The sequence below is a fragment of the Terribacillus jepli genome (assembly GCF_047228925.1).
Lineage (GTDB): Bacteria > Bacillota > Bacilli > Bacillales > Amphibacillaceae > Terribacillus.
The window spans coordinates 1-25,607 of sequence record NZ_JBFEGH010000017.1; the positions used below are offsets into that span (position 1 = coordinate 1).

General features: G+C 44.5%; 30 protein-coding genes. 12 read left to right on the forward strand and 18 right to left on the reverse strand.

Going from position 1 to position 25,607, the window contains the following annotated elements; translation table 11 throughout:
* Positions 1–389 precede the first annotated feature (389 nt).
* From AB1K91_RS16310 to AB1K91_RS16325, 4 genes are all read right to left on the reverse strand, one after another.
* Positions 390–1,262: a nucleotidyltransferase-like protein gene (locus AB1K91_RS16310; RefSeq protein WP_413091366.1), complete on the reverse strand. Its 873-nt coding sequence runs from the start codon at positions 1,260–1,262 to the stop codon at positions 390–392.
* Positions 1,263–1,407: 145 nt separating this feature from the next.
* Positions 1,408–1,851 (reverse strand): peroxide-responsive transcriptional repressor PerR, encoded by a 444-nt coding sequence (gene perR / locus AB1K91_RS16315; protein WP_413091368.1) that lies wholly within the window; start codon positions 1,849–1,851, stop codon positions 1,408–1,410.
* 120 nt (positions 1,852–1,971) lie between these two features.
* Entirely contained in the window at positions 1,972–2,517 is a 546-nt protein-coding gene (locus AB1K91_RS16320; RefSeq protein ID WP_413091370.1) for a cob(I)yrinic acid a,c-diamide adenosyltransferase, read from the reverse strand.
* Positions 2,517–3,473 carry a D-2-hydroxyacid dehydrogenase gene (locus AB1K91_RS16325; protein ID WP_413091372.1) on the reverse strand — a complete coding sequence of 319 codons (957 nt, stop codon included), beginning with the start codon at positions 3,471–3,473 and terminating at the stop codon, positions 2,517–2,519. Before AB1K91_RS16325 ends, AB1K91_RS16320 begins: the two co-directional genes overlap by 1 nt.
* A 141-nt stretch (positions 3,474–3,614) precedes the next feature.
* Between AB1K91_RS16325 and AB1K91_RS16330 the strand changes: the two genes are divergently transcribed.
* Positions 3,615–3,767 carry a hypothetical protein gene (locus AB1K91_RS16330; protein WP_413091373.1) on the forward strand — a complete coding sequence of 51 codons (153 nt, stop codon included), beginning with the start codon at positions 3,615–3,617 and terminating at the stop codon, positions 3,765–3,767.
* Between the two features lie 120 nt (positions 3,768–3,887).
* Here the strand turns inward: AB1K91_RS16330 and bcp are convergent, their stop codons facing one another.
* Positions 3,888–4,358 (reverse strand): thioredoxin-dependent thiol peroxidase, encoded by a 471-nt coding sequence (gene bcp / locus AB1K91_RS16335; protein ID WP_413091375.1) that lies wholly within the window; start codon positions 4,356–4,358, stop codon positions 3,888–3,890.
* A gap of 61 nt (positions 4,359–4,419) precedes the next feature.
* The gene (locus AB1K91_RS16340; RefSeq protein WP_413091377.1) at positions 4,420–4,845 is read right to left on the reverse strand and encodes an ion channel; all 426 of its coding nucleotides are present in this window, start codon (positions 4,843–4,845) and stop codon (positions 4,420–4,422) included.
* 239 nt (positions 4,846–5,084) lie between these two features.
* On the opposite strand from AB1K91_RS16340, the gene AB1K91_RS16345 reads away from it, so the two are divergent.
* From AB1K91_RS16345 to AB1K91_RS16355, 3 genes are all read left to right on the forward strand, one after another.
* Positions 5,085–6,374: a glutamate-1-semialdehyde 2,1-aminomutase gene (locus AB1K91_RS16345; RefSeq protein WP_413091379.1), complete on the forward strand. Its 1,290-nt coding sequence runs from the start codon at positions 5,085–5,087 to the stop codon at positions 6,372–6,374.
* A gap of 143 nt (positions 6,375–6,517) precedes the next feature.
* Positions 6,518–7,585, forward strand: coding sequence for an FUSC family protein (locus AB1K91_RS16350; RefSeq protein ID WP_413091381.1), 1,068 nt, complete (start codon positions 6,518–6,520; stop codon positions 7,583–7,585).
* A gap of 92 nt (positions 7,586–7,677) precedes the next feature.
* Positions 7,678–8,556: an aminoglycoside 6-adenylyltransferase gene (locus AB1K91_RS16355; protein WP_413091491.1), complete on the forward strand. Its 879-nt coding sequence runs from the start codon at positions 7,678–7,680 to the stop codon at positions 8,554–8,556.
* 59 nt (positions 8,557–8,615) lie between these two features.
* On the opposite strand, the gene AB1K91_RS16360 is transcribed toward AB1K91_RS16355, so the two are convergent.
* The 5 genes from AB1K91_RS16360 to mutY form a co-directional block, all read right to left on the reverse strand.
* Entirely contained in the window at positions 8,616–9,134 is a 519-nt protein-coding gene (locus AB1K91_RS16360) for a GrpB family protein (protein ID WP_413091383.1), read from the reverse strand.
* Between the two features lie 111 nt (positions 9,135–9,245).
* Entirely contained in the window at positions 9,246–11,024 is a 1,779-nt protein-coding gene (locus tag AB1K91_RS16365) for an ABC transporter ATP-binding protein (RefSeq protein WP_413091385.1), read from the reverse strand.
* 72 nt (positions 11,025–11,096) lie between these two features.
* The gene (gene ntdP / locus AB1K91_RS16370; protein WP_093728025.1) at positions 11,097–11,624 is read right to left on the reverse strand and encodes a nucleoside tri-diphosphate phosphatase; all 528 of its coding nucleotides are present in this window, start codon (positions 11,622–11,624) and stop codon (positions 11,097–11,099) included.
* A gap of 181 nt (positions 11,625–11,805) precedes the next feature.
* Positions 11,806–12,060: a gamma-type small acid-soluble spore protein gene (locus AB1K91_RS16375; protein WP_413091387.1), complete on the reverse strand. Its 255-nt coding sequence runs from the start codon at positions 12,058–12,060 to the stop codon at positions 11,806–11,808.
* A 74-nt stretch (positions 12,061–12,134) separates the two neighbouring features.
* The gene (gene mutY / locus AB1K91_RS16380; RefSeq protein WP_413091389.1) at positions 12,135–13,220 is read right to left on the reverse strand and encodes an A/G-specific adenine glycosylase; all 1,086 of its coding nucleotides are present in this window, start codon (positions 13,218–13,220) and stop codon (positions 12,135–12,137) included.
* A 72-nt stretch (positions 13,221–13,292) separates the two neighbouring features.
* Here mutY and AB1K91_RS16385 point away from each other — a divergent pair, with 72 nt between their 5' ends.
* The gene (locus AB1K91_RS16385) at positions 13,293–14,288 is read left to right on the forward strand and encodes a metal-dependent hydrolase (RefSeq protein ID WP_413091391.1); all 996 of its coding nucleotides are present in this window, start codon (positions 13,293–13,295) and stop codon (positions 14,286–14,288) included.
* 28 nt (positions 14,289–14,316) lie between these two features.
* On the opposite strand, the gene AB1K91_RS16390 is transcribed toward AB1K91_RS16385, so the two are convergent.
* Positions 14,317–14,580 (reverse strand): YfhJ family protein, encoded by a 264-nt coding sequence (locus tag AB1K91_RS16390; protein ID WP_093728028.1) that lies wholly within the window; start codon positions 14,578–14,580, stop codon positions 14,317–14,319.
* 99 nt (positions 14,581–14,679) lie between these two features.
* On the opposite strand from AB1K91_RS16390, the gene AB1K91_RS16395 reads away from it, so the two are divergent.
* Positions 14,680–14,844: a YpzG family protein gene (locus AB1K91_RS16395; protein WP_095230634.1), complete on the forward strand. Its 165-nt coding sequence runs from the start codon at positions 14,680–14,682 to the stop codon at positions 14,842–14,844.
* 29 nt (positions 14,845–14,873) lie between these two features.
* On the opposite strand, the gene AB1K91_RS16400 is transcribed toward AB1K91_RS16395, so the two are convergent.
* Both AB1K91_RS16400 and recX read right to left on the reverse strand, forming a co-directional pair.
* On the reverse strand, positions 14,874–15,203 hold the full coding sequence (locus tag AB1K91_RS16400; RefSeq protein ID WP_413091393.1) for a YfhH family protein: 330 nt from the start codon (positions 15,201–15,203) through the stop codon (positions 14,874–14,876).
* Positions 15,204–15,221: 18 nt separating this feature from the next.
* Complete coding sequence (recX, locus tag AB1K91_RS16405; RefSeq protein WP_413091394.1) at positions 15,222–16,049, reverse strand: recombination regulator RecX; 828 nt, start codon at positions 16,047–16,049, stop codon at positions 15,222–15,224.
* An 86-nt stretch (positions 16,050–16,135) separates the two neighbouring features.
* Between recX and AB1K91_RS16410 the strand changes: the two genes are divergently transcribed.
* Positions 16,136–17,032, forward strand: coding sequence for a TIGR01777 family oxidoreductase (locus AB1K91_RS16410; RefSeq protein ID WP_413091396.1), 897 nt, complete (start codon positions 16,136–16,138; stop codon positions 17,030–17,032).
* Positions 17,033–17,346: 314 nt separating this feature from the next.
* Positions 17,347–18,498 carry an AI-2E family transporter gene (locus tag AB1K91_RS16415; protein WP_413091398.1) on the forward strand — a complete coding sequence of 384 codons (1,152 nt, stop codon included), beginning with the start codon at positions 17,347–17,349 and terminating at the stop codon, positions 18,496–18,498.
* A 57-nt stretch (positions 18,499–18,555) separates the two neighbouring features.
* Here the strand turns inward: AB1K91_RS16415 and AB1K91_RS16420 are convergent, their stop codons facing one another.
* Positions 18,556–18,690 carry a hypothetical protein gene (locus AB1K91_RS16420; protein WP_413091399.1) on the reverse strand — a complete coding sequence of 45 codons (135 nt, stop codon included), beginning with the start codon at positions 18,688–18,690 and terminating at the stop codon, positions 18,556–18,558.
* A 556-nt stretch (positions 18,691–19,246) separates the two neighbouring features.
* Between AB1K91_RS16420 and AB1K91_RS16425 the strand changes: the two genes are divergently transcribed.
* From AB1K91_RS16425 to AB1K91_RS16440, 4 genes are all read left to right on the forward strand, one after another.
* A complete protein-coding gene (locus AB1K91_RS16425) occupies positions 19,247–19,420 on the forward strand; it encodes a hypothetical protein (RefSeq protein ID WP_413091400.1) in 174 nt (57 codons plus the stop codon).
* 72 nt (positions 19,421–19,492) lie between these two features.
* On the forward strand, positions 19,493–19,912 hold the full coding sequence (locus tag AB1K91_RS16430; protein WP_413091402.1) for a YkvA family protein: 420 nt from the start codon (positions 19,493–19,495) through the stop codon (positions 19,910–19,912).
* A gap of 199 nt (positions 19,913–20,111) precedes the next feature.
* Positions 20,112–22,043, forward strand: coding sequence for a lipoteichoic acid synthase (gene ltaS / locus AB1K91_RS16435; RefSeq protein ID WP_413091404.1), 1,932 nt, complete (start codon positions 20,112–20,114; stop codon positions 22,041–22,043).
* 156 nt (positions 22,044–22,199) lie between these two features.
* Positions 22,200–23,183: an AEC family transporter gene (locus tag AB1K91_RS16440; RefSeq protein WP_413091406.1), complete on the forward strand. Its 984-nt coding sequence runs from the start codon at positions 22,200–22,202 to the stop codon at positions 23,181–23,183.
* Between the two features lie 36 nt (positions 23,184–23,219).
* Here the strand turns inward: AB1K91_RS16440 and AB1K91_RS16445 are convergent, their stop codons facing one another.
* From AB1K91_RS16445 to AB1K91_RS16455, 3 genes are read right to left on the reverse strand one after another with little or no spacing between them, the layout of a single operon-like run.
* Positions 23,220–23,369, reverse strand: a complete 150-nt coding sequence (locus AB1K91_RS16445) for a hypothetical protein (protein WP_198946020.1) — start codon at positions 23,367–23,369, stop codon at positions 23,220–23,222.
* Between the two features lie 44 nt (positions 23,370–23,413).
* Positions 23,414–25,171 carry an ABC transporter ATP-binding protein gene (locus AB1K91_RS16450; RefSeq protein WP_413091408.1) on the reverse strand — a complete coding sequence of 586 codons (1,758 nt, stop codon included), beginning with the start codon at positions 25,169–25,171 and terminating at the stop codon, positions 23,414–23,416.
* Positions 25,153–25,602 (reverse strand): hypothetical protein, encoded by a 450-nt coding sequence (locus AB1K91_RS16455; protein WP_413091410.1) that lies wholly within the window; start codon positions 25,600–25,602, stop codon positions 25,153–25,155. The genes AB1K91_RS16450 and AB1K91_RS16455 overlap by 19 nt, the downstream gene beginning before the upstream one ends.
* Positions 25,603–25,607 lie beyond the last annotated feature (5 nt).

Genomic DNA, 25,607 nt, shown 5'->3' on the forward strand with positions numbered 1-25,607 from the left:
AAAGTGTTGATGCTTTGTGCTCGTTAGAGCTGACGTTGATCTTAATGATCATGTCGTTTAGTTCGTAATTGGTTGTTTTGTTCAGTTTTCAAAGATCAATTTCGTTCCATCGCTCATTTGGCGACTAGAACATCATATCATGTTTTAACTTATGTTGTCAACATGTTTTTTCTTTCTTTATCGTCAGCCGTTGTTCCTCGTTGGCGACGCATATAAATATAACACGCTAACAAATCGCCGTCAACAGTTTTTTTATAAAAATTCAATTCCATTACAATATACTGCTCACAGCTAGCTTAGCACATATAATCCTCCCATACCGTATCAAACTCGATATTTTTGAAAGAGGACAGTTTATATCGCATCAGCAACTGCCCCCGTATATCTTATCATAATTCTTTGATTCGGTATTCCCGATGGTATATTGCTTTGCCTTTTGTTTCCGTCAGCACCGCTTCAATGATCTCCTTTTCCTCTAAGTAATTGAGGAGAGCACTCAGATGCGCTGCATAGGCTTCCACTTCTGGTCTATTCTTCAATTCCCCGAAGGTCCATGCCTCTTTCTTCACACGCATGACACGCAGCAGATGCTCTGCGGCCGAGTGGGACCTGGCATTGATGGCGACATTGACGGCAAGTAGCATGAGTTGCACCCGCTGATCTGTTTCTTCCTTACTCTGGATGAATTCTTCACAAAGCTTATATACTTCCGAATCTATTCTACGCACCTGATTCCAAACGGTGACTTCCGGGTGGTGTCCTTTTTCGATAATGGACAGTCGAGCCAGATAGTGCAGGCATCGAACCATTCGCGTATATGCATCAAGATACTGCCCGCTGTCATGAAGATCCTTTGTCTCGGCATAAGCACTGATTAATTTCGCAAATTCAATCGTCATTTTCAGCTTCCGCTTTTCATATGGAAAACCAGCCAGTTCTTTTTTAAGTTTGTCGATATATTCATTACGATCAAAAACAACTTTTCCTTCGAAGATCCATTCAACCGCCCGCCGATACGTACTAGTATCAATCCAATAATGAAGCAGCGACTCCTCTACGATATGCATCGCTGCTATTTTTCCTTCATAACTATAATGCTTCGTAAACCACGGCTCGGCTGCCTGTTTGACGATCACCAACAGAATCATATCGAAATTATCCGTGGTCGGGCTCACTGGTCTTGTCTTTTCCACTAAGATGATCCCCAATGTATTCGGCATACTAGCACGTTCTTGATAAATCGGACGAAGAATGTTCTCCAAGGCAATCCCTCCGCTATGTAATTCTATATATTTTAGTAGTTATTCAACACATTTCTCCAAAATCCTTTTTTACCTGACAAAAGAAAAGCCTTCATCACGAAGGTGACAAAGGCAATTTCTATCTATAGAAGAACTCCGCTCGAGGTTAATGCTTGGTTGTTTGCTGACATTCCGGGCACGTACCATACAATTCCATCCGATGGTGAGTTACATCGAAATTAGTTACCTGGGCAGCGAGCTTCTCTACTTCATAAAGACTTGGATAATGGAAATCGACAATCTTCCCACATGAATCACAAATCAAATGGTAGTGTTCATCTGTATCACAATCGAATCGGCTGGAGGAATCTCCATAAGTCAACTCCCGTACCAACCCGTTCTCACGGAACACACGAAGGTTGTTGTAGACCGTTGCTACGCTCATATTAGGAAACTTATCCTCTAGCGCTCGATATATATCATCAGCGGTAGGATGGATCTTGGAATTCAGCAAGAACTCAAGCACCGCATGACGCTGTGGTGTAATTCTGACGCCGGATTCTTTCAATCGCTCCACTGCTGCTTGTAATCTCTGTTCAGACACCGTCATGCACCTCGCTTTCACTTGTAAATAAAACATTTGTCTAAACGATGACTATTATTACATTATACTTCTTCTAAATTGTAAAGGGCTTTCCTTGATCTTGTCAATAAAAAACCCTGGTTTCCTTTAAATATCCGGGACAAGGGGAGTCTCTTCTGTCCCTTGAAGGTGATTGGCGTATCTTGCAGCCACGAAAAGATAATCCGACAAACGATTGATAAAAGGGAGTGTCTCTCCGCTTCTATCGACCTCTGACAACGCGACAATCAATCTTTCCGCACGCCGCACAATGGTACGTGCTTGATGCAAGGCAGCAGAGCTCGGGCAGCCTCCAGGCAAAATGAATTGTTTCAGCGGAGGCAGATTCCCTGACCAACGATCGATATCCGCCTCCAAACTGGATGTGTGCTTCGATTCCAGCTTCCATTGAACTCTTTTATCAGGTGGCGTTGCAAGTTCAGCCCCTGCATGAAAGAGCAGCGTCTGGACACGCTGCAGTGATTCACGTAAGGAATCGTTTTCGACAGTCAATAAACTGATTGCCGTCCCAATGGCCGCATTTGCTTCATCCAACGTACCATAAGCATCGACACGGGGATGATTTTTCGGTACCCGCGTTCCATAGATAAGTGAAGTTTCTCCTTTATCGCCTGTTTTTGTGTAAATCTTCATTAGTATCCTCTGTCCAAATCAATTTTATTTATATACTGCTTATCAGCTGCTTCATCTGTATATACCGCTAGATTCTTTTCGAAAATATCCATTGCCCGTTCATTATAATGAGGGGATTTACCTGCCATATGCGGGGTCAGCACAACACGTTCATGATCCCAGAACGGATGATCCTCCGGAAGCGGCTCTTCTTCGAAAACATCCAGCACAGCAGCCTTTATCTTCTCTTTGTTCAATGCATCCAGCAGTACATCCGTCGCTACCGCATCTCCACGCCCCATATTAAGGAAGACCGCATGCTTTGGCATAAGGTCGAAGTGATTTTCTTTATAAAAATACTTCGTTTCATTCGTACTTGGCAGAATGGAAATCAAATAATCTGCATGCGGAAGTACTGTTTCGATATCTTTTTGCTTATATACTTCATCAAAATGGTCTTTCGGTGACCCACTGCGACTCACGCCGATTGTATGCATGCGGAAGGCTTTTCCTAGACGAGCCACTTCTTGACCGATGGCACCAGCACCGACGACCACAAGTTTTTTCGCTGTGATTTCATCTATCATCAGATTCTTATCCCATACATGTTCCTCCTGTTTCTTCAGGAAAGCACGCTCGTTGCGGGCAACAGCCAGGATGGACGAAATCGCATATTCCGCCATTTGGATGCGATGGATACCGTTGGCGTTTGTCAGCATAATGCCTTTTTCCGCCATCACATCAAGCGGCAGGTTATCGACACCGGCAGAAATGACCATGATCCATTTCAGCTTATCCGCTTTTTGTAGTGATGCCTCATCCGCTCCTCTTCCGCCAGTCACCAAAATTTCCGCTTCCTTGATGAGTTCTTCCGTCTCTTCCTTTGAGGAACTGAAGTGGAAAGTAATACCTGGATAAGAACTTTCAAACTGCTGTTTCATTTGCTGATCTAATTTCACCGCTACAAGAACTTGCATCTGTCTTCCCCTCCAAAAGTGTATGTATTTGTTTTCTCTCTTTACTATACCCCTTTTGCAGTGGGCACGAAAAGCGACATCCTCCATAAAAAAAGGCTCAGACACTGAATGTCTGAGCCAATATCATGTAGGGGAGGTTTCATGCTGTACTATATGCCAGCAATTACTCCCCTGTATATGCGCTTGTCACGGATTGAGCCCTTTCAGTTCATCCAGCAAAAATATTCCATCCATCCGGATAAGTACATCATCGAAATAAATCTCTTCCGCAGCCGTATTCCGGGCAATGAATGAGTAATGGACGGAAGAGCTGTTGCCATTTTAGGTCTCATATAAGAATCCCCTGGCGTAAAATGCAGTCTCCCAGCGATTTTCTCATCATACAGAATATTTACCATCGGCTCTTTGATCTTATTATTGCAGGTTTTCCCGGATGAACTCCAGTGCTTCTTCGGTATGCCCGTCCACTTTCACCTTACGGAATTCTTTTTGGAGGTTTCCTTCTTTATCGATGATAAAAGTAGAGCGTTCGATTCCATAATACTCTTTGCCGAAATTCTTTTTCAGCTTCCAGCATTCGTAGTCTTCCGCTACGGCATGATCTACGTCTGCAAGCAAAAGGAAAGGCAAATCGAATTTATTGATGAATTTTTCATGGCTTTCGATCGGGTCTGGGCTGACACCGATGATGACTGCATTCAAGTCAGTGAATTTATCATGATTATCCCGGAAGCTGCACGCTTCTGTCGTACAGCCTGGTGTATTATCTTTTGGATAGAAATAAAGTACGATGTTTTTCCCTTTGAAGTCATGCAGCGAAACGATATCTCCGTTTGTCGCTGGCAAGGTGAAACTTGGTGCTGCTTTGCCGATTTCTGTTGTCATAAAAAGGCCTCCTCGGGTTTGTGATATGTCCTAGCGTATCCGATTTAAGCTAGAAGCACAACTAATCTCCTTCACCATTCATTTTCTGCCTTACGACTGTGTGCTGCCATACTTTCAAAACCAGTCCTGATGGCAGCAAATATCCGATCAAGGCCTCGATCAAGGCAAGGAAACGACCGACACCTACAGGCAGGATATCGCCGTAGCCAACAGTGAGTAACGTAACGCCGCTGAAATAGATAGAGTGCAGCAAGGAACCTGCAAGTGAAGAATCGATCAAGTCACCGCCTTCTGCCAGTACGATGCCCTCGATTGACAGGATGAAATAAATCAGGCCAAAAGCGAGCATGACACTCACATATAGAAATAACAAAGACAAAAACAAATCGACGGAAAATATCGAGGAGGATTTCACCTCGTGTTTAAAAAAGGAATACATACAGCCGATCAAGGCAATGAATATCACAATCACCAATACAAACACCATGTCCATCCCTCCGGTCCATCTGCAAAAGCCAGGAACTATAGGATAAGCAATGAATCCCTCCATGGGAGACACCCACTCCGGGCTCCCTTTCTTATCCTTACGCTCCTAAACTGCTTTCTCCGCTTTTCTAATTAGTTTACGAGCGGCATGTCCCGACTATGTGCCCCAAGGCGCTTTTTTCGATGGTCCAAGGCGCATATGCTATACTGTATAAGAGAATGATACGGAGGTTCACCTATATGAATAAGACTAAATCAGAACAGTTACATAAAGAAGCACAGGAGCATATCGTCGGTGGTGTGAATTCACCATCCCGTTCGTTCAAAGCAGTCGGCGGCGGTTCTCCGATTTATATGGAAAAAGCACAAGGAGCTTATTTCTGGGATGTAGATGGCAATAAGTACATCGACTATCTGGCTGCATACGGCCCGATCATCACTGGTCATGCGCATCCGCATATTACAGAAGCCATCACCAAAGCCGCCCAAAACGGTGTGTTGTACGGAACACCGACGCGTCTGGAGAACCAATTCGCGCAAATGCTGAAAGAAGCAATCCCTTCCTTGCATAAAGTCCGCTTCACAAACTCTGGTACGGAAGCGGTCATGACAACCATCCGGGTCGCTCGCGCCTATACCGGACGCAATAAACTGATCAAATTTGCCGGCTGCTATCATGGTCATTCCGATCCAGTGCTCGTGGAAGCAGGATCAGGTCCATCCACTTTGGGGACACCTGACTCTGCCGGTGTACCTGCTTCGATTGCTGCAGATATGATCACTGTCCCATTCAATGATCCAGAAGCATTACACGACGCTCTGGAAAAATGGGGCGACCAGATCGCCGGTATCCTAGTCGAACCGATTGTCGGCAACTTCGGTATCGTGACTCCTGAGCCTGGATTCCTGGAAAAAGTGAATGAGTACGCACATGCGAAAGGTGCCCTTGTCATCTATGATGAGGTCATCACAGCCTTCCGCTTCACATACGGCAGCTCGCAGCAGCTTCTCGGTGTTGAACCGGATTTGACAGCAATGGGTAAAATTATCGGCGGCGGTCTGCCAATCGGTGCATACGGCGGTAAAAAAGAGATCATGGATCAAGTAGCTCCGCTCGGACCTGCATATCAGGCTGGAACGATGGCTGGTAATCCAGCCTCCATGGCAGCGGGTATCGCTTGTCTGGAAGTACTGAAACAGCCTGGTGTGTATGAACGCTTTGAAGAACTTGGTGCAAAATTGGAAAATGGCATCATACAGCATGCAGCTGATGCAGGTGTGACGATCACTGTCAACCGTTTGAAAGGCGCGCTTGCGGTTTACTTCACCGATGAGAAAGTTACCAATTACGCACAAGCTTCCGCATCCGACGGTGAGAAATTCGCACAGTTCTTCCAGCTGATGCTGGCACAAGGAATCAATTTGGCTCCTTCCAAATACGAAGCATGGTTCATTACGACTGCCCATACAGGAGAAGATATCGACCGTACACTCGAAGCGGTAAAAACAAGCTTCGAACAAATGAAATAAGGGTATGCTAGAAGGCATCAGCACTTTCGCTGATGCCTTTTTTTGGTCTGAAATATTTCTTCAGTTAATACTTTATTATCTCAGGGCATTCGTGTAACATCATATAGAATAGTTTTTCAAGGAAAGAACGGAGGATCCAAGAAATGAAACTTGGTGCCAGAATGCTAAAAACTGGCGTGGCAATCACTCTTGCCTTATATGCAGCGACCTTACTTCACCTGACGCCGGTGTTCGCTGCCATCGGAGCTGCCTTCTCGATGCGGCAGTCCGTCTATCAATCCTATATCGGACTCATGGATCAAGTGAAAGGGAATATTGTCGGTCTGGTCGTTGCCGTTACGATGTACTATACATTCGGGACAGAACCAATCATCATCGGGGTTTCCGCCATCTTGACCATTGGTCTTTGTGTAAGCCTGAAAATACGGGAGAGTGTCATTGCAATCGTATCCCTAGTTTCTGTCATGGAGAATACAAGCGGTATGGATTTTCTACCATTCGCCCTGCTGCGGTTCTCGACATTGACATTAGGTATTTTATCTGCCTTCTTTGTGAACCTGGTTTTTCTTCCACCAAAATATGAGGTTGTATTATTGCAGAAAATCGATCAATTCAGCACTGAAATCCTACAGTGGCTGCGTGTCGCTACGCGTAACTGGTCCGACCAGCCAGCTCTGAAGGATGAGATTGCCAGGATCGAATCAGAAATCCAGAAAATAGACGATATCTATACCCGATTCACAGAAGAACGAACTTATACAAAAAAACAAAGGCTCGTGAAAGCCCGAAAACTCGTTGTCATCCGTCAGCTCATTACGACCTTGAAACAGTCCCATGGAATCCTTGAAGAAGTGTATGATCTTGGAGAAAAGATGTCAGAGCTTCCGACATGTTCAAGCGATAAATTCGTTGAAGAACTCGATAAAGCAATCATGTCGCATGAGAAACTTATTCTGAGCGCAATGGGACGTATCAAGCATCAGCAGGAAGAAAGCAATATCCGCGAAACACTGGATCCCGATATCCCGGCACTTGTCGACTTGCTGATCCATGTATTCGAAAACAAGGAAAACGAAGAGAAGATGCTCTTCCTTCCGCTCGCTTCCCGCCTGATGGAATATCACAGGGAACAGGATAGGCTGAAGCGTCTATTGAACAGTTACCTCAGATACCACAACGAAGACTCTACAGTGGTTATGCCAAAGGAATAAAGTACGTCACTTTTATCGAGTGATGTACTTTTTTTATATCCATTTAACGGAAATGGTAAAATGGAAACACAAAATTTATGGGGGTTTTCAGACTGAGGACAAATCACGAAATGATGGATTTAATAAAAAACGTAGCACGAAAAGACGAACAAATACGCGCGGTATATATGAATGGTTCCAAGACCAATCCACTAGTACCAAAAGATATCTTTCAGGATTATGACATTGTCTATGTAGTAACTGATCTGACTTCCTATCTCGATAACCCGCAATGGATCGATGTGTTTGGAGAACGGCTGATGATGCAGGAACCAGATAAACTGGATAAACTAAGAGGCCTAAATGTCGATACGAATAGTTATGGATACCTTATGCTTTTCCAGGATGGAAATCGACTTGATCTGCGTTTGCAGACGATTGAAGAAATGCAAAATACATATGAAGCAGACAGCCTTACTGTTCCGATTTTAGATAAAGACGGGATTCTCCCACTGATCCCTCCTGCTTCCGATAAAGACTATCACGTCCGCCAGCCGTCAGAAGCTGATTATTATGCCTGTACCAATAATTTCTGGTGGTGTTTGCAAAATGTCGCTAAAGGTATTTGGCGAAGGGAACTTCCATATGCAAAACAAATGTTCGAGCTAGTCATTCGCCCTTGCTTGGACCAAATGGCGAATTGGTGGATTGGCTGCAAGCATCAATTTCAAGTGAGTCCAGGAAAAATGGGTAAGTATTTCAAAAATTATCTGCCAGCTGATTATTGGCAGTTATACAAATCGACGTATTCTGATAGTGATCAGGAAGCATTTTGGAGAAGCATTTTTACAGCTTGTACATTATTCCGCCTGCTCGCATTGGATGTAGCATCACATTTTTCTTTTCCTTATGCAGATGAGGAAGAAAAAGCCATGCTTCTCTTCCTTCATACTGTAAAAGAATTACCCGCTGATGCAGCGGCAATTTTTTAATAAGGGACCACGGTTCAGGAAACCCATTACTTCGGGTTTCCTCCCTTCCTCTAAGCCATTCATTTGTCCCATTTATACCATTCCATTGCTTTCGCTTCTATTGTTTTAACAAGCTGTTCCTTTCCAAGAATATATGATGCAATATCATATGGATATCTTTCTGCCAATTTCTCCTTTAACTCTCCATAACATTGCTTTGCAACGGGATGACATCGTAAATAATCCCGAAAAGCTACATGCCGCTCTATTTCATGACTTCCAAGCTGATAAATATGGATGTGATGAGTACGATTATCCCCGCCTTTTTGAAAGTATCTTCTCCCTGGTATGCCATTCTCCCCTTTTGGATCATATCCAGCGTTCTTCATTTCATCATTAAAATCATCAACAATACGAATATCCTTAACAACGGGTAGGATGTCGATGATTGGTTTGGCTTTTAACTCCGGAACGGACGTACTGCCAATATGGTTGACATCTACAATCTCATTTCCAAAGATAGATTTTAGCTTTTTTGCTTCTTCTTCGAACAGAAGCTTCCACTTTTTATAGTCGGAAAACACTTCAACCTTCCTCAAAATGGATCCCCCTTTCTTCTCCGATGCTTACTCCCCTTTACGATTATAATAAAATTTCGCTTGTACATCACATCAACAAAAAAAGATAGATGAGCAGGTTTCCCTGTCCATCTATCCTTTTCCCGTAGTACTCAATGTGCCAGCATCCTCATCCAGATGCTGTATCTGATATAGATTGAAGTAATTGCCTTGGAGCGCCATCAAATCAACATGTGATCCTTGCTCTACTATCTGTCCGTCCTGTACGACGACGATTCTGTCTGCATGTGTGATTGTTGCCAGCCTGTGGGCAACAATGAATGTCGTCCGATCTGATGCCAGCTTCTCGAGCGCCTCCTGAATGAGATGTTCGCTTTCCAAATCGAGTGCCGATGTCGCTTCATCCAAAATAAGGATCGGCGGATTCTTGAGGAAGATACGGGCGATGGCAATCCGTTGCTTCTGGCCACCGGACAGCTTGACGCCGCGTTCTCCAACCAATGTTCTGTAGCCTTCCGGTAGATGCTCGATGAAGTCGTGTGCGTTGGCTGCTTTTGCAGCCGCCACTACTTCTTCATGCGTAGCCTCTGGCCTTCCAAGTTTGATGTTCATCTCGACTGATTCACTGAACAGGATATTATCCTGCAGCACCATTCCGATTTTATCCCGCAAAGAGCGTGATTGAACATCCCGGATATCGGTACCATCAATCATGATCCGGCCGCCTGTCACATCATAGAACCGCGGAATGAGGCTGACAATCGTCGATTTTCCACCGCCGCTCATCCCGACAAAAGCGATGGTCTCCCCTTGTTTTACATCGAGCGAGATATCCTTGAGCACAAGCCCTTCATCTTCGCCGTAACGAAACGAAACATTCTCGAAGGATACATGGCCATCGACTTTTGTGAGTTTCGCAGCTTCGGGTTTATCTTCGATATCATATTTCTCATCGATGAATTCGAATACCCTGTCCATGGAAGCAACCGCTTGTGTCAGTGTGGTGGAGGAGTTCACCAGTCGGCGGAGCGGACTGTATACGCGGTCCATGAAGCCGGCGAAAGCCACCATCGTACCTAATGTAAGATTCCCTTGGATAACTTCATACGCTGCATACGCAATGACAATCAAGGGTGCCAAGTCCGTGATCGTATTCGTTACGGCAAAGGTCTTGGCATTCCAGGTCGTATGCTCGATTGCACTATCGAGAAAATTACGGTTTTGTATATCAAACTGCTTTTGTTCATAATCCTCCAAAGCAAAACTTCGTGTGACGGGGATGCCTTGCACGCGTTCATGCAAATGCCCCTGTACTTCAGCCAAAGCTTGTGACCGCTTCCTCGTCAAACTGCGGAGTCGCTCATAGAAATACTTGATTGCCACACCATATACGGGAAACAGCACGATTGCCACCAGCGTCAGCGACACATCCATCGTAAACATGATACCAACGGCAATGATGATCGTGGCCAAGTCAAGCCATACATTCATCAAACCAGTCATGATGAAGTTCTTTGTCTGCTCAACATCATTGATCACACGGGAGATGATTTCCCCGGTTTTCGTCTGGGAATAATACCGAAGGCTCAGACGCTGGATATGATCGAACAACTGGTTCCGGATGTCATATAGCACCCGGTTACCCGTCCATTGCGCCAAGTATTGCCGATAATACTCCACTGGCGGTCTCAATATGAGAAAGACAATCAAGGAACCGCCAAGCAACCAGAACAAGCGCTGCACCTTGTCCGCTGTCGATGAATCCGCATTGACGACATGATCGACTACATACCCTAAAATCAACGGAATCAGTAAAGGTATGGCGAATTTTACTATACCGATTATAATCGTCAAGATAATTTTCCATTTGTACGGCTTTACAAAACGTAAATACCGTCTCGTACTGCTCAACACAATCACCTCTCTGTTGTGCACAACGATAAATCCCTGCCGGTACCGGCAAGGATTCATAGCTTATGTTATTTATCTGTAGGTTAGGAACAGCTCATACCATGTATCGATGAAATCAGGTGAGAACGGCCCTTTTCCTTGTCTGATCCAGCTGATCAGAACATCGACCTGATTCCATAGGATTTTCTCAATTTCAGGAGGATAATTCATCTGTCGCTTGTGTACATCGAATTCATCTTCATCCAAGAGCTTAAACGTCATATCCGGATATATCTTGATATCCAGATCATAATCGATATACTTCAATGCCTCTCCATCGTATACATACGGAGAACTGATATTGCAATAATAATAAATCCCATCCGTACGCAGCATACCGATAATGTTGAACCAGTGCTTCGCATGGAAATAAACAATGGCAGGTTCACGTGTAATCCACGTCCTCCCATCGCTTTCCGTGACCATCGTCCGGTCATTGGCACCGATCAGGATTTCTGCCGTACTCTTCAATACTGTGCTGCTTTCCCATACCCGATGGAGCTGGCCGTTATGTTTATAGCTGTGTATCTGAATTTTCGTTCCTGCCTCTGGGCCAGCCATGCGAATCTTCCTTCCTTTGTATTGTCCTATATGTAAGATCGTTTCTTTATATTATAAAGATATTTCAGACACAATGGAAATGAAAAACGCTGATCGCCGCCCTTGCATCGACAAAAGAGCCCCCCAGCGTGTGCTGAAGGGCTCCGTTGATACGAAAGTAACAATTCAGACGATGTCCGTCTTACTTGCGGGATTGTTGATTTTGCTGCTGAACTTGCTGTACATCTGTCTCAGAAGCAAATTCAGTTCCAAATGCTTGGCTGGAACCGCCTTTTGCTTTCTGACGAGACTGCTGGTTCTGCTGTTGAACCTGCTGTACGTCTGTTTCAGAAGCAAATTCAGTTCCAAACGCTTGGCTGGAACCGCCTTGACGTGACTTCTGGTTTTGTTGTTTAACGTTCTGTGCATCAGTACCAGATTGTGTCTTTTTGTTCATTGTTATCACCTCCGCCACATTACTTTCTCCTGAATGCGGCGTTGTTATCCAAAAAAGTTCAAAAAGCTGCTGGTTTATTCTGGTACATGGATTTGCTGCAGTATTTTCTGATGCGGCACAGGTAAGGGGTAGTCATTTATATCCGATAAGCTGACGAATCGGCCCTGTTCCGTTGCTGCATCCGCTGTTTTCGCATGCAGGACGATGATTTCCCATATGATATGGGAAAAAACATGACGGACAGGCTGCAGCGTTTCGCCAAGCTCGATTTGAATGCCATACTCCAGCTTGAACCAATACGCCAGCTGTTCCACAGAAACCTCTGTTGCATCAGCCATTGGAAATTGCCACAAATTCGCAAGCAGTCCTTCCTCCGGTCTTTTTTCAATAAGTACTTCGCCTTGTGCGTTCTCCACGATAACGGAAAGATATGGCATCGTCTTTTGTTTCTTGCCCTTGGACTTGATTGGCAGCTCTTCCTGGAGCCCTTGCTGAAATGCGGCACAATGCTCCTGTACCGGACATAACATACAAGCGGGTTTTTTTGGTGTACAAACTAGCGCTCCAAGTTCCATCAATCCTTGATTGAAAGAAGATGGATCCTCCCTCGAAATCAATTCTTCGACTGCCGCCTCAAAGATCTTCCTTGCTTTAGGCTTCGCAATATCTTCCGTAATCAACAGGATTCGGGATAATACCCTCATGACATTCCCATCGACTGCTGGCTGCGGAATACCGTAAGCGATACTGAGGATAGCACCCTTTGTGTAAGGCCCAATACCTTTTAGTTTACCCAACTCGTCCACATTGTCCGGTACCTTGCCGCCATAGGTCTGGTCCACCTCACGCACGGCTGTTTGAAGATTTCGCGCTCGGGAATAGTAACCTAAGCCTTCCCACGCCTTCAGGACGTCCTGTTCATCTGCTTCGGCCAATGCCTTGATTGTCGGAAAGCGTTCCATGAAACGATGAAAGTAAGGAATGACGGTATCCACCTTCGTCTGCTGGAGCATGATTTCCGAAACCCAAATCCGATACGGATCCCGGTTTTCACGCCACGGCAGTGAACGTTTTTCCTGCTGGAACCAATTAATCAAATCATTTTGAAATAAATCTATCGAAAAATGTTGAAACTTAACATGTAGATCGTCTAATTGCAAATTCACTCACGCTCCGTGTTACAATAATTAAAGTATTAGGTGGTTTGGTTTCATCAGAAGGAGGACATTAAGATGGACACTGGTACCCATATTGTCATGGGAATAGCCCTAGGTGGGCTTGCCACACTCGATCCTGCTGTTCACCAAGACCCTGTATTGTTCAATGCAGTACTTGCTGGCACGATTCTTGGTTCACAGGCACCCGACTTTGATACAGTACTGAAATTACGCAACAATGCTTCTTATTTACGAAACCACCGGGGAATCACGCATTCCATCCCCGCTGTCATATTGTGGGGATTGGCGATTTCCCTGCTGCTGTACGTGTTAGTGCCGGATATCGACTTTCTGCATCTATGGCTTTGGACTTTCGGTGCAGTTGTACTGCATGTATTTGTCGATGTATTCAATGCTTACGGCACTCAGGCTTACCGGCCGTTCTCCAGACGATGGGTCGCTTATGGCTTCATCAATACCTTCGATCCTTTCATCTTTGCGATGCATGTGATCGGTATCGGTCTCTGGCTGATCGGTTTGGAACCTGGTCAGACCTTTGCAGTCATATACGCGATCCTTGTCCTGTATTATGTGAAGCGTTACTTGGATAAACGACGGATCATCAAACAAGTGAAGGATAGAATTCCCGATGCCCAGATCATTGCCACTTCACCAACAATGAAGCAAGCATACTGGCGTGTTGCCATTACAGCACCCGATCATTTTTACGTCGGCAAAGTCGAGAATTGGCAGCTCCGTATCATCGATGAATTCGTAAGGAAACCATTACCCGATAGCAAGCTGATGGAAGTTGCCAGGGAAGACAAGAATATCGCAGCCTTCCTTAGCTTCTCCCCCGTTTTCACATGGGAAGTGAATTTGTATGATGATTTCACCGAGCTGCGGCTGATCGACCTGCGCTATCATAACAGCGCACAGCATTATCCATTCAAGGCAGTCGTTCAAATTGATGATAATCATCAAGTGATGAGCTCCTATACCGGATGGATCTTTTCCGAACAGAAACTGCAGCGAAAACTTGTTACAGACGACAATCCATCTGCATTATAAAACCTGGAGATTTGATTCTCCAGGTTTTTTATTGTTGTCTTCTTTCCATGAATAGATGATGGTACTTAGGATTGCGGTCGAGAAATTCATCCAGTTTTGGACCATAATGCTGTATCCACTGACGGACAATTGCTTCTGTCATGTCCTGCCCTTGATACTTGCGCCCGGCCTTTGCACGTGTTGCCTCGAAATCCTCCCAAAGAATCTCGACCCATGTCCGAGCCTCATCTATTGTCAGCCGTTCGTTCTGCTGCTGCAAAAGCGCAGCAAGTTCACGGAATTTATTTTCCATTCATTCTTCTTCCTTTCCATCAGAAACCCAACATAATCTCAAAAAAATAAGCACAAGCTAGAAGTACTGCGGCGCATTAAATCTTGAGGAGGCAGATACATGTCCAAGTTTGATCGTTTTTCCAAAACTGGCACCATCAATTCCGTTATTCAGTCACCCCGCACCACTGCGAAACATGCGAATAACCAGGTGAATGGGGAAACACAGCAAACACAGACTGATATCATCATCCGTACTCAAGCAGTCAAGAAAAACCGCAGATAAAATATACCTCGGCTTTTCAGCCGAGGCAATTACATAGTCGCCCTGCCAAGCACACTGATCGGCAAAGCTTCCAGCTCTTGTCCTGTTTCTGCGCCCTGACGGCGGTAGCCCCAAGCAAAGACGCCATTCAAATAATCGATCGTGAACACATGTGACCGGTCACCTTTTATCTGATACGTAGCACCCGGCTTGAAGTCATCCGGATTCATCGTATAAGCCTTGGCCATTTGCCGCTTGCGTTCCAGAATCTGATATTCACTGAAGTTGCCCATCTGTTCCGCCTTCTGCTGCTGGATTTTCAGCTGTTTCATTTCTTCTTTCAGCTGTTCCACTGTCAAATCACTATAACGTAATTGCATCTTCACACCTGCTTTCCGCTAATAAAGGTCTTTTTCTTTCGCTTCCTCGATATATTTTTGGATCAAGTCCATCGGGAAGCCTTTTCGGTAAAGCGCCATCTTGATCTTTTGATCGAGTTCGTAGCCTTCTGCTTTTTGCGAATACTTGCGCCAAAGCTTATCGCCTTGAAATCTGACAGCCTCAAGCTCAGCATCTGTATCCTGATCGGTATCTTCCAATGCCAGTGATACAGCTTCCTTGGCAGCAGCACTGGAGAAACCCTTTGAAAGCAATTGCTGCTGGGCAAGCTGGATTTTCTCCTGATGCGATTTCTTCGCTTTGGTATGCAGTTTGCTGCCGGCTAGCTTGGTGGCTTTTTGAAGTTCTTTGTCAAACGTATAATACGCCATCGCTTGGTCTGCAGCTGCACCCGTAACCCCTTTTTCCTGCAATTCTTTCCGGATGACAAGCGGTCCTTTGCTCGTCGTGTTCACTTTCGTCCGGACAAAAGCACCAGCAAAGGCAGCATCGTCTATATAACCTTGTTCGTCAAGTCTGTTCAAGGCTTCTTCGATATGTGTCGGATTCTGTTCTTTTTTGAGCAGATAACTTCTTATTTCTTTTTTTGAACGCATCCGGTAGCTTAAATATTGTAAAGCCAGGGTAAAACATTTATGCGCCGTATCTTTTTCGATGATGGTCTGCAGCGATTCTTCGGATATTTCCTGTCCTTTGGTGATACCGCTTGAAATCAGGATATCCTCATCAAGGCCAAAGCCGAACTTCTCGCCTTCACCTTCATCGATAAAGACATTATAACGTCCGATTGTATTTTTTTGGGTCGTGATTCTCGTGATTTTCACCATTTTCGACACCTCTTGTGTCTTTATTCTACCACGAAATGGCGTCATGCAAAATTGTAAGCTTAACCATATAGAAGGAGGATGCAGATATGAATATCGTCATCAGCGGCGGAACAGGATTCGTCGGGAAACAACTGGCAGAGACTCTGATCGAGAAAGGGCATCATGTATATATCCTTACTCGTTCACCTGAGCAAAAGCTCGACACAAAGCAAGTCACTTATGTTGGGTGGCTCAAGAAAGGATTTGATCCTCTATCCCAGCTTCCCCAAATTGATGCGGTTGTCAATTTAGCTGGAACCAGCCTTTTTGGCAAGTGGACGACGGAGAAAAAAGCGCAGATACGGAGCAGTCGTTTGGAAGCCACCGAAACACTGGTCGATATGATGGGAAAAATGTCAATAAAGCCAAAAGTTTTTGTTAGCGGGTCTGCAGTGGGCTATTACGGGACGAGCGAACAGGATGCCTTCACAGAGGATACACAGAAACGAGGTCAAGATTTTTTGGCAGACGTGACTTACGATTGGGAAGAGTCTGCTAAGCAAGCAAAAGATTTTGGGGTCCGCACCGTGTTTGCACGTCTTGGAATCGTGTTGGGTGACAAGGGAGCCTTGCCGCTTATGCAGCTGCCTTTCCGTTATTTCGCAGGCGGAAAGATCGGCAGCGGAGAGCAATGGCTGTCCTGGATTCATGTACAGGACGCTGCAGGTTTGATTGCATATGCAATTGATAATGAGTCGATCGAAGGACCATTGAATGTCACTGCACCTTCTCCGCGCCGGAACAAAGATTTCAGCAAAACACTAGCAATGACGCTGCGCCGCCCTTATTGGACGACAACACCGGCACTGGTTGTCGAAAAAGCATTAGGTGAGATGAGCATTTTGGTTCTGGAAGGACAATGTGTCTATCCGAAAAAAGCAATCGACAATGGATACCACTTCCGTTTCGCCAGCTTATCCGAAGCATTGGAACAAGCTTTATAATATTCCCTGATATGGAAGCAAAGAAGCCAAACAGATTATTATTTGACTTGTGCACAATTACCATTTCAAGACGTGTGGATAATATGCATAAGTCAATTTTTCGTTTATTTTATAATTAAGATATTGTTTATAACATTGTTGATAATTAAGCCGATAAAAATATCTGCCTGTTTCCCGCTTACATTAGAGTACGTGAGTAGATTAATTTGTTCCATAGGATTAAAATAAATATGACGGTTATTTGCCTTCATATTGGGCTATAATGATAGAACACTAGAATTAAGGAACAGCGGGCCAAAGAGGAGAGGATTGCCATGCAAGACTTACAGCGTAACAAACAGGGGAAGTTCAGTAAGTTCTTCCTGAATAATAAATTTGTCATCGCGATGCTGATTCTTTTCATCATCGGGCTGAATATACTAGTTTATTCGCGTGTATCATTCATTTTCACACCAATTGTCGTTGTCGTGAAAACAGTGATATTGCCCATCATATTAACTGGTATTGTCTATTATTTGACAGTGCCGATCGTCAATTACTTGGAGAAAAGGCGTATAAAGCGCGTATATTCCATCATTGTCCTCTACCTTGTCATCATCGGATTGCTGACCATTCTCATCAGCTCTGTGATTCCGGTTTTGAAAGAACAGACATTGAGTCTGATCGACAATAGCACGGAATACTTTGAACAAGGCATTGACATGGTCCAATCCATAACAGGGAGCAATATCGTCAATCAGATTCAGCAATCAGGCAATTTCGATTTCAACCAGATACTGAATGAATTACAGACTCGCGGAACAAGCATGCTGAATAATCTGTTCTCTAATTTGACTAGCTTCGTCGGTGCAGTTACGGAAGTAATCATCTCCATCGTGACAGTGCCTTTCATCCTCTTCTATTTATTGAAAGATGGCAAGAAACTGCCGGTCTATATCTTGAAATTGCTTCCGGTACGATTCCGCAGTCAAACTTATGAAGTGATGTCCGAGATGAATCATCAGATCAGTTCCTACATACGAGGTCAGATCATCGTAAGCTTCGTCATTGGTGTTTTGCTGTATATTGGTTATTTGATCATTGGACTTGATTACGCCCCGGTACTTGCTGTCATTGCAGCATTCACAAGTGTCGTTCCTTATCTTGGTCCTGCAATCGCCATTACACCCGCAATCATCATCGCGATTGTCACTTCGCCGTTCATGCTTTTGAAGCTGATTGTTGTATGGACGATTGTTCAGTTAGTGGAAGGAAAGCTGATTACACCTCAGATTATGGGTCGGAACATACGGGTTCACCCGATTACCATCATTTTCGTTATCCTGACAGCCGGAAATCTATTCGGTGTAGTCGGCGTCATCCTCGCTGTACCTGGATATGCAATTCTGAAGGTAATCGTTACCCACACCTTCCATTGGTTCAAGAAGAGATCACATTTATATGAGGAACCAACCAATACTAACTAATATGGAGCTGCCCTTGGCAGCTCCTTTCTTTATGGATTCAATGGTACTTTGATTTCATCAACTAGCTTGTATGCTCCTTTCGATGATATCCCTCCGTCTTGAAACGGCAGCCATGTTGAATGGAATGACAACTTGATCACCTTCTTCGAGTTCTTCATCAGAACCAGTTTCATAAGATTTCCATTGGTTCATGACGATGATATAGTCTTTTTTCGTTGTGATTCCTCCATGCTACACATTCGAGCTCGGAACCAACACGAATACCAAACGCAGTTATATGTAAGCCATAGCGGTCGGACTCTCGATAGATGGGGCTAACACTGATTCCACCTCGATATTCCCTCCACTCATTTGCATGGAACCAATCTCTTTTTTATGTAATTGTTGAACTAACTGGAACTTAAAAAAATTCTTTAAAAAATGAAACCATCGGCTGCTTACTTACGTCTATATAGTTGAGAACGAAAAAATATGTTTTCTAACAACTTTACCTCCCACATATTTTATTCGTCTCGCCACATCTATTTCTAACAACAACAGAAAAGCAGGCAGCCCCCCGCTGCCTGCTTTTCCCCGTTTATGATATTCGCGCTTTCTCTCTTTGCCCACTTTATTTATAATATATAAGTGAACTATTATTCACTCCAATTTTCCATTGTAATTATTTTATTCGAGCTGGAAATCCCTGTTAACTCAGCTCTTTCTGCCAGTGCCGAATGGTGCTGGGCACATTCGAAAGGAGAACAATATGTTCAAAGTCATTGCAGTTGACTCGAACCAAGTGAAGCTTGAATTCGTCGGAAAGGACGGAGAAGTGTTCACTTTTGACACATATGAAGCGGCGGAATCCTTCATGCAGGAAGTAAAGGCAAAAGACACGCTGCCGGAACGGTATCGGGTGTTAGTCAAGAAAATAGATTGAATGCCCCTTCCTTGCATGATGGGGAATTGTTCCTCATAATAGAATGGAGAAGGTAACAAGGAGGCACACCTTATGAAATGGAACCTAACACAGCTCCTGGAGAAACGGCATGCTTACACACCGAAGGCAAAAGCATTGCTGCAGGATAAGGAAAAATCGAAGGAGCTCCTTGCAAATGTATCGACGAAAGCGACAGATAACAAAGGAAAACTTGCAGAAATATGGTCGGACTTGCAGTTGATGGTGGACATGCTCCGTGACTGGCGCAAAGGTGCTTACAGCCAGCTGCCGAAAAAGTCATTGCTTATGATAGCTGCAACTTTCCTTTACTTCCTGAGCCCGATTGATTTTGTCCCTGATTTCATTCCAGGCGGACTGCTTGATGATGTTGCGCTTATCGCTTTCACTTTTAAGCAAATACAGCAAGATGTAGCAGCTTACAAGCAATGGAAACACCAGCAGCCAATTGACACCCGGATAGGTGCTTTGTAAAAAAAGAGTGCAGACGCACTCTTTTTTTATGGTTAAATATCCCATTTTGCTTTTTCAGAGGAATCTGTTATATTTATAGATTATGAGCCCCAATATTGTTTCTGGGTTTTAGTTGTATTTAAGTTTGTAAATTTGATAGAATCAATGTCGTTGTTTAATTCAATAGACGCCTGATAAGAAAATGAAGAGGTGAAAGATAATGAAGAAGCTTCTGGCTTCAAGGAAAGGATTTTTTGCGCTGGCCGTTATTTTCTTATGGGCCAAGACGTATTTAACCTACCAAACGGAATTTAATTTAGATATAACGAATGCCATGCAGGAATTCCTGCTCGTAATCAACCCATTCAGTGCGAGCATCGTGTTCCTCGGACTCGCATTCCTGGCAAAGGGCAAGCGGATGGGAATCTGGCTGCTAGTCATCGATTTCTTCATGAGCTTCCTGCTTTATGCCAATGTCCTGTACTACCGATTCTTTAATGATTTCATTACGCTGCCAACTTTAAAGCAGACAGATAACTTAAGTTCCGGTATGGGCGGCAGCATCTTCGGGCTGATGGAAGGCTTTGATTTCATCTACTTCCTGGACATCATCCTGTTGATTGTATTGTATGTTTACACAAGGAAGAACTGGACTACCGAGCGTCTCGCTTTCCGGAAGACAGCTATGGTCATCATTTCCGGTGTCGCTCTTTTCGCAGTCAATCTTGGATTGGCTGAGATCGATCGTCCGCAGCTTTTGCAGCGTACATTTGACCGTACGTACTTGGTGAAATACCTTGGACCATATAACTATACAATCTATGATGCTGTGCAAAATGCAAAAACTTCCACTCAGCGAGTAATGGCAAGTCCCAATGATGTAACGGAAGTGAAGGAATTCGTCGACAAAAATTATGCAGAACCGAATCCAGAGTATTTCGGAAAAGCAGAAGGCATGAACGTCATCAAGATTCATTTGGAAAGTTTCCAAAGCTTCTTGATCAATTACAAATTGAATGGCGAAGAAGTAACGCCATTCTTGAATTCACTTGTAAATGATCAAGAAATCACTTATTTCGACAACTTCTTCCACCAGACAGAACAAGGGAAGACAGCCGACGCGGAGCTATTGATGGATAACTCCCTTTACGGACTTCCGCAAGGGTCAGCCTTTTCTGTAAAAGGAACGAACACATACCAAGCAGCGCCTGCCATCCTTAATCAGGAGCAAGGCTATACAAGTGCAGTGTTCCACGGTGACGAGAAAACATTCTGGAATCGTGATGAAATTTACAAACAGTTCGGAGTCGATCATTTCTTCGATTCCACGTATTACAACATGGAGAACTCCGTTAACTACGGTCTGAAGGACAAGCCTTTCTTCGAGGAATCCATGCCGTTGCTTGAATCACTCGAGCAGCCGTTCTATGCCCATATGATCACGCTGACGAACCATTATCCGTTCACGCTTGATCCAGAGGATGCAACGATCGATAAAGCCACAACAGGTGATTCCACTGTTGATAACTACTTCCAGACAGCACGTTACCTGGATGAAGCACTTGAGCAATTCTTCAATGACTTGAAGGAATCCGGCTTGTATGACAATTCCGTCATCCTGCTTTACGGGGACCATTACGGTATCTCAACGAACCATAATAAAGCAATGGAGCAAATCACAGGTAAAGAAATTACCGATTATGAGAATGCACAATTGCAGCGTGTTCCGCTTATGATCAAGGCACCAGGACTTGAAGGCGGCGTGAACCACACGTACGGCGGTGAACTTGATGTTCTTCCGACACTTGAACATTTGCTTGGCATCGACTCTTCGAAATATATCCAGTTCGGTACAGATTTATTATCCGAAGAGCATAACGGTGTAGTCGGCCTCCGAAACGGTGACTTCATCAGTAAAGATTACACAGTACTTGGTGATGATTATTATGATACAAAAACCGGTGAAGTAATCGAAGACGAAGATAAGATCAAAGAAATCGAGTCCGAAAAAGATAAATTAGCCGAGAAATTAAGTCTCAATGACAAAATCCTCTATGGCGACCTGCTCCGCTTCTACGATCCAGAAGGATGGACGCCTGTAAATCCGAGCGATTATGATTATAATAACCGCTCAGAGAAAGAGGATAAATAATTTGAAACACCTGTCTGTCATGACAGGTGTTTTTTTATACAAGTCCAATTTACTAATTTCTTTAGACAATACAAAGCAATATCGATACAATTAAGAATGCTGTATATAATAGAAATTAGGGAATACATCACGTAGCATTTTTAGCTGAAAGGAGGTATGATTTTTATCGGAAGCTTCATTTACGCCATATCCATCATTCTTATCGGACTCATCATCGGCAGGACCATCCGGATCATCGCCAAGAAATATCGTTTGCCGGAGTGGTTCTCGCTCAATTATTTTATGAACACATTGATTCGGGTCGTTTTGCTCGTCCTGAATCCCATCATCTTAATCAGTGCCTTTTGGTCAGCTGACCTGACCAATGTCAGGCTGATTTACTTACCGGTTTTCGGGATCGTAACCATTTTTCTTGGTGCTGGTTTGGCATTGCTATATTCTAAATGGAGACAGCTTCCAAAAGACCAGATTGGTTCCATGTTTGTATCTGGTGCATTTCTGAACCTAGGTAGCTTCGGTGTGCTCTTTTGTGTACTCTTCATTGGCGAAGAAGCGGTCGCCTATGCAGCCATGTTCCGATTACTCGAGGAATTCACGTATTATACGATCATTTATCCGATTGCAAAATCATACGGATCAATCGAGGAGAATACATCGGGTTCACGTGTGATGCGGATTGTGAAAGATCCATTCATCATGATCACTTTCTGTTCGATTATCATCGGAGCTGTACTGAACTTATCTCCAATCGATAGATTTGAATGGCTGGGGGCAAGCAATTCAGCACTTGTTGCATTGGCTTCCATCCTGCTATTGGTTCCGATCGGCTTCAGCATGCGTATTGCTTCAGTTAAAAAATACTGGAATCTCAGCGTTTGGCTGATCCCGGTTAAGTTCCTGGCTGTTCCGCTTGTCATCACAGGCAGCGCCTACTTGATTGGTCTTGGCAACCTGTATGACGGCATTCTTTTGCAAGTACTCCTCATCATGTCCGCCATGCCGCCTGCAGTCGCTTCACTCGTGCCGCCGAGGCTGTATAATCTGGATATGGAGCTGGCCAACTCCAATTGGATCGTTACGACATCTTCGTTGATTTTTGTCTTGCCGATTTTGTTTATGCTCGTTAATTGGATGAAATGAAAAAAGCAGCTGCCTCTCATTGGAGGCAGCTGCTTTTTAGTCTTCTTTGGCGGAAATATATTCGTTTTCCGCATCGCCTGACCCATTGACGTTATTCTTGAACTGACTCAATCGACCGTTCCGCTTTTCGCCATGGTTCTTATTTTCTTTGAATTGGTGATCATTATTGGGCTTTTTCTTCGGCATGACAGAACCCCCTTTTCGTCTATTATGCGAAAAGAGCATTCCATTTATTCCATTTTACCCGCCAAGAGCTGCTGCTGTGATGCGAACTCACGATACAGATCATGCTGCTTGAATAATGCTTCATGGGTTCCGATACCCGTTATTCTTCCTTTTTCAATGAACACGATTTGGTCGGCATCCACAATTGTCGACAATCGGTGCGCTATCACAAAGGTAGTCCGATTCTGCATCAGATTTTGCAGTGCTTGCTGGACATAGATTTCCGAGCTGCTATCCAGACTCGATGTCGCTTCATCCAACATCAGTATCTGCGGATCACGTAAGAGCGCCCTGGCGATAGCTATGCGTTGACGCTGTCCGCCAGAGAGTTTGACTCCCCGTTCACCTACCTTCGTTTCATAACCATCAGGCAGCTCTTCGATGAACTGCTTTGCATAAGCCATCTGCGATACGCGTTCGAGTTCTTCATCCGACACCTCCCGCTCCAATCCATAACAGATGTTCTCACGGATTGTACCGGAAAGCAGCGCTGTTTCTTGGGCTACGTAGCCAATCTGTCGTCTCCAGTCATGGAGCTTATAATCCTGGATAGGTGTATCATCAAGCCGAATTGTCCCATCTGTCGGTTCGTAATACCGCTCCAGCAAGCCAAATAGTGTCGATTTCCCCCCGCCACTCGGTCCGGCAATGGCCGTCACCTTGCCAGCAGGAGCTGTAAAACTAAGATCATGCAAGACTTGTTCAGACTGATAAGCGAAGCTCACGTGCTCGATATGCAAATCCCCATCCACACGCTGGATGGATTTCCCTTTATCTGCATCCTCTGTCTCTTCCCCAAGAACATCATAAATACGTTCAGTCGCACCCATCGCTTTTTGCAGGTGAGTGAAGAACATGGATAACTGGGTCATCGGCATGATGATTTGGAACAGATACAAGATGAAAGCAACCATGTCGCCCGCTGACAATGCACCGGATGCAACACGGACACCGCCATAACCGATGATCGTCACAAGCAGAAGCATCATGATGAACAGCATGAGCGGTGAAAGCAGCGCCTGGATTCTTGCTTCTTTCAATCCATACGTAAATAATGTCCGGATACCTTTGTTACCGCGTTCCAGCTCGACATGCTCTGCATTTGAAGCTTTGACAAGTTTCATTTCCGGGAGCACTTGATTCAATACCGCTGTAAATTTAGCCGTCTCTTCCTGCATCGTTTTTGATACCCGATACATCTGGCGTCCGAGCACCATGATAATAAAGATGGCGATCGGAACAGCCAGCAGCATGACGACCGTCATCTTCCAGTCGAGGATAAGCAAAATGATAATCGAGCCGACAATCGATATGATACCTGTCACAAAACTGGTCAGATGATCCGTAATCAGCTCTTTTACAATCGCCGTGTCATTTGTCACCCGGCTAAGCGTCTCGCCTGTTTCATTGTTATGATGGAAACGAATCGGCAGATGCAATAGCTTCTTCCATAAACGCTCACGCAGCTTCGCCACCACATGATGACCGACTCTAGCAAGCAGGTAAATGGACAAACCACTCGCAATCGCCTGCAGAACGAATGCTACTACCAGGATGGCAATTTGACCGCCAGTAAACGATTCACCGCTGAATCCATCCACCAGATTCTTTGTGAACAACGGCACAGTGAACCCGACACCTGTCGTCAACAGACTCATTATTAATGCCGTAATGACGATACCCCGCGGCGGATTTGTCTCCTTAACCAATGCCAGGAATAACCGCCAATCGAATGTTTTCTTTTCTAATTGCTTCTGCTCCATTTTGTACCCCCAAGTCCTAATACATGTATATCTTCTGCAAAAAGCATCGCATATCCTTCATGCCCGTTTGTCACGAGATACTCCTTCTCCTTCTTTAAAAAGGACAGATCTTCCGGAAGCTTCGGCTGCTGCCAATGAAAAAGGCTATCAGCTGCCTTCGTAATCAAGTGCGCCGATTCTTTGTTAATAAGATAATAATAATTCGCAACAGATATATGTGCATGGAATAGATTTGCCCGTGTACCGTTCGTATATTCTATCTTTTGAAGATGCGGCTCAAGACTATCCAGCAGTTTATGGAGCGATTGCTTTTGACCCATCATCTTTTTCGGCAGCACAGCAAAAGTGAATGTGTCGCAGGCATCGCATAATCTTTCCATCAATGGTTTATACTCCTTTGCCGACGTATCGGTTTCCATTATTTCAAACATATTAT

Coding starts and splice junctions, on each gene's coding strand:
- perR (WP_413091368.1), bottom strand. CDS start 1,851: ATGACGGTGTCTGAACAGAGATTACAAGCAGCAGTGGAGCGATTGAAA.
- AB1K91_RS16320 (WP_413091370.1), bottom strand. CDS start 2,517: ATGAAGATTTACACAAAAACAGGCGATAAAGGAGAAACTTCACTTATC.
- AB1K91_RS16325 (WP_413091372.1), bottom strand. CDS start 3,473: ATGCAAGTTCTTGTAGCGGTGAAATTAGATCAGCAAATGAAACAGCAG.
- AB1K91_RS16330 (WP_413091373.1), top strand. CDS start 3,615: ATGCTGTACTATATGCCAGCAATTACTCCCCTGTATATGCGCTTGTCA.
- bcp (WP_413091375.1), bottom strand. CDS start 4,358: ATGACAACAGAAATCGGCAAAGCAGCACCAAGTTTCACCTTGCCAGCG.
- AB1K91_RS16340 (WP_413091377.1), bottom strand. CDS start 4,845: ATGGTGTTTGTATTGGTGATTGTGATATTCATTGCCTTGATCGGCTGT.
- AB1K91_RS16345 (WP_413091379.1), top strand. CDS start 5,085: ATGAATAAGACTAAATCAGAACAGTTACATAAAGAAGCACAGGAGCAT.
- AB1K91_RS16350 (WP_413091381.1), top strand. CDS start 6,518: ATGAAACTTGGTGCCAGAATGCTAAAAACTGGCGTGGCAATCACTCTT.
- ntdP (WP_093728025.1), bottom strand. CDS start 11,624: ATGGCTGGCCCAGAGGCAGGAACGAAAATTCAGATACACAGCTATAAA.
- AB1K91_RS16375 (WP_413091387.1), bottom strand. CDS start 12,060: ATGAACAAAAAGACACAATCTGGTACTGATGCACAGAACGTTAAACAA.
- AB1K91_RS16385 (WP_413091391.1), top strand. CDS start 13,293: ATGGACACTGGTACCCATATTGTCATGGGAATAGCCCTAGGTGGGCTT.
- AB1K91_RS16390 (WP_093728028.1), bottom strand. CDS start 14,580: ATGGAAAATAAATTCCGTGAACTTGCTGCGCTTTTGCAGCAGCAGAAC.
- AB1K91_RS16395 (WP_095230634.1), top strand. CDS start 14,680: ATGTCCAAGTTTGATCGTTTTTCCAAAACTGGCACCATCAATTCCGTT.
- AB1K91_RS16400 (WP_413091393.1), bottom strand. CDS start 15,203: ATGCAATTACGTTATAGTGATTTGACAGTGGAACAGCTGAAAGAAGAA.
- recX (WP_413091394.1), bottom strand. CDS start 16,049: ATGGTGAAAATCACGAGAATCACGACCCAAAAAAATACAATCGGACGT.
- AB1K91_RS16410 (WP_413091396.1), top strand. CDS start 16,136: ATGAATATCGTCATCAGCGGCGGAACAGGATTCGTCGGGAAACAACTG.
- AB1K91_RS16415 (WP_413091398.1), top strand. CDS start 17,347: ATGCAAGACTTACAGCGTAACAAACAGGGGAAGTTCAGTAAGTTCTTC.
- AB1K91_RS16420 (WP_413091399.1), bottom strand. CDS start 18,690: ATGAACCAATGGAAATCTTATGAAACTGGTTCTGATGAAGAACTCGAA.
- AB1K91_RS16425 (WP_413091400.1), top strand. CDS start 19,247: ATGTTCAAAGTCATTGCAGTTGACTCGAACCAAGTGAAGCTTGAATTC.
- AB1K91_RS16430 (WP_413091402.1), top strand. CDS start 19,493: ATGAAATGGAACCTAACACAGCTCCTGGAGAAACGGCATGCTTACACA.
- ltaS (WP_413091404.1), top strand. CDS start 20,112: ATGAAGAAGCTTCTGGCTTCAAGGAAAGGATTTTTTGCGCTGGCCGTT.
- AB1K91_RS16440 (WP_413091406.1), top strand. CDS start 22,200: ATGATTTTTATCGGAAGCTTCATTTACGCCATATCCATCATTCTTATC.
- AB1K91_RS16445 (WP_198946020.1), bottom strand. CDS start 23,369: ATGCCGAAGAAAAAGCCCAATAATGATCACCAATTCAAAGAAAATAAG.
- AB1K91_RS16450 (WP_413091408.1), bottom strand. CDS start 25,171: ATGGAGCAGAAGCAATTAGAAAAGAAAACATTCGATTGGCGGTTATTC.
- AB1K91_RS16455 (WP_413091410.1), bottom strand. CDS start 25,602: ATGTTTGAAATAATGGAAACCGATACGTCGGCAAAGGAGTATAAACCA.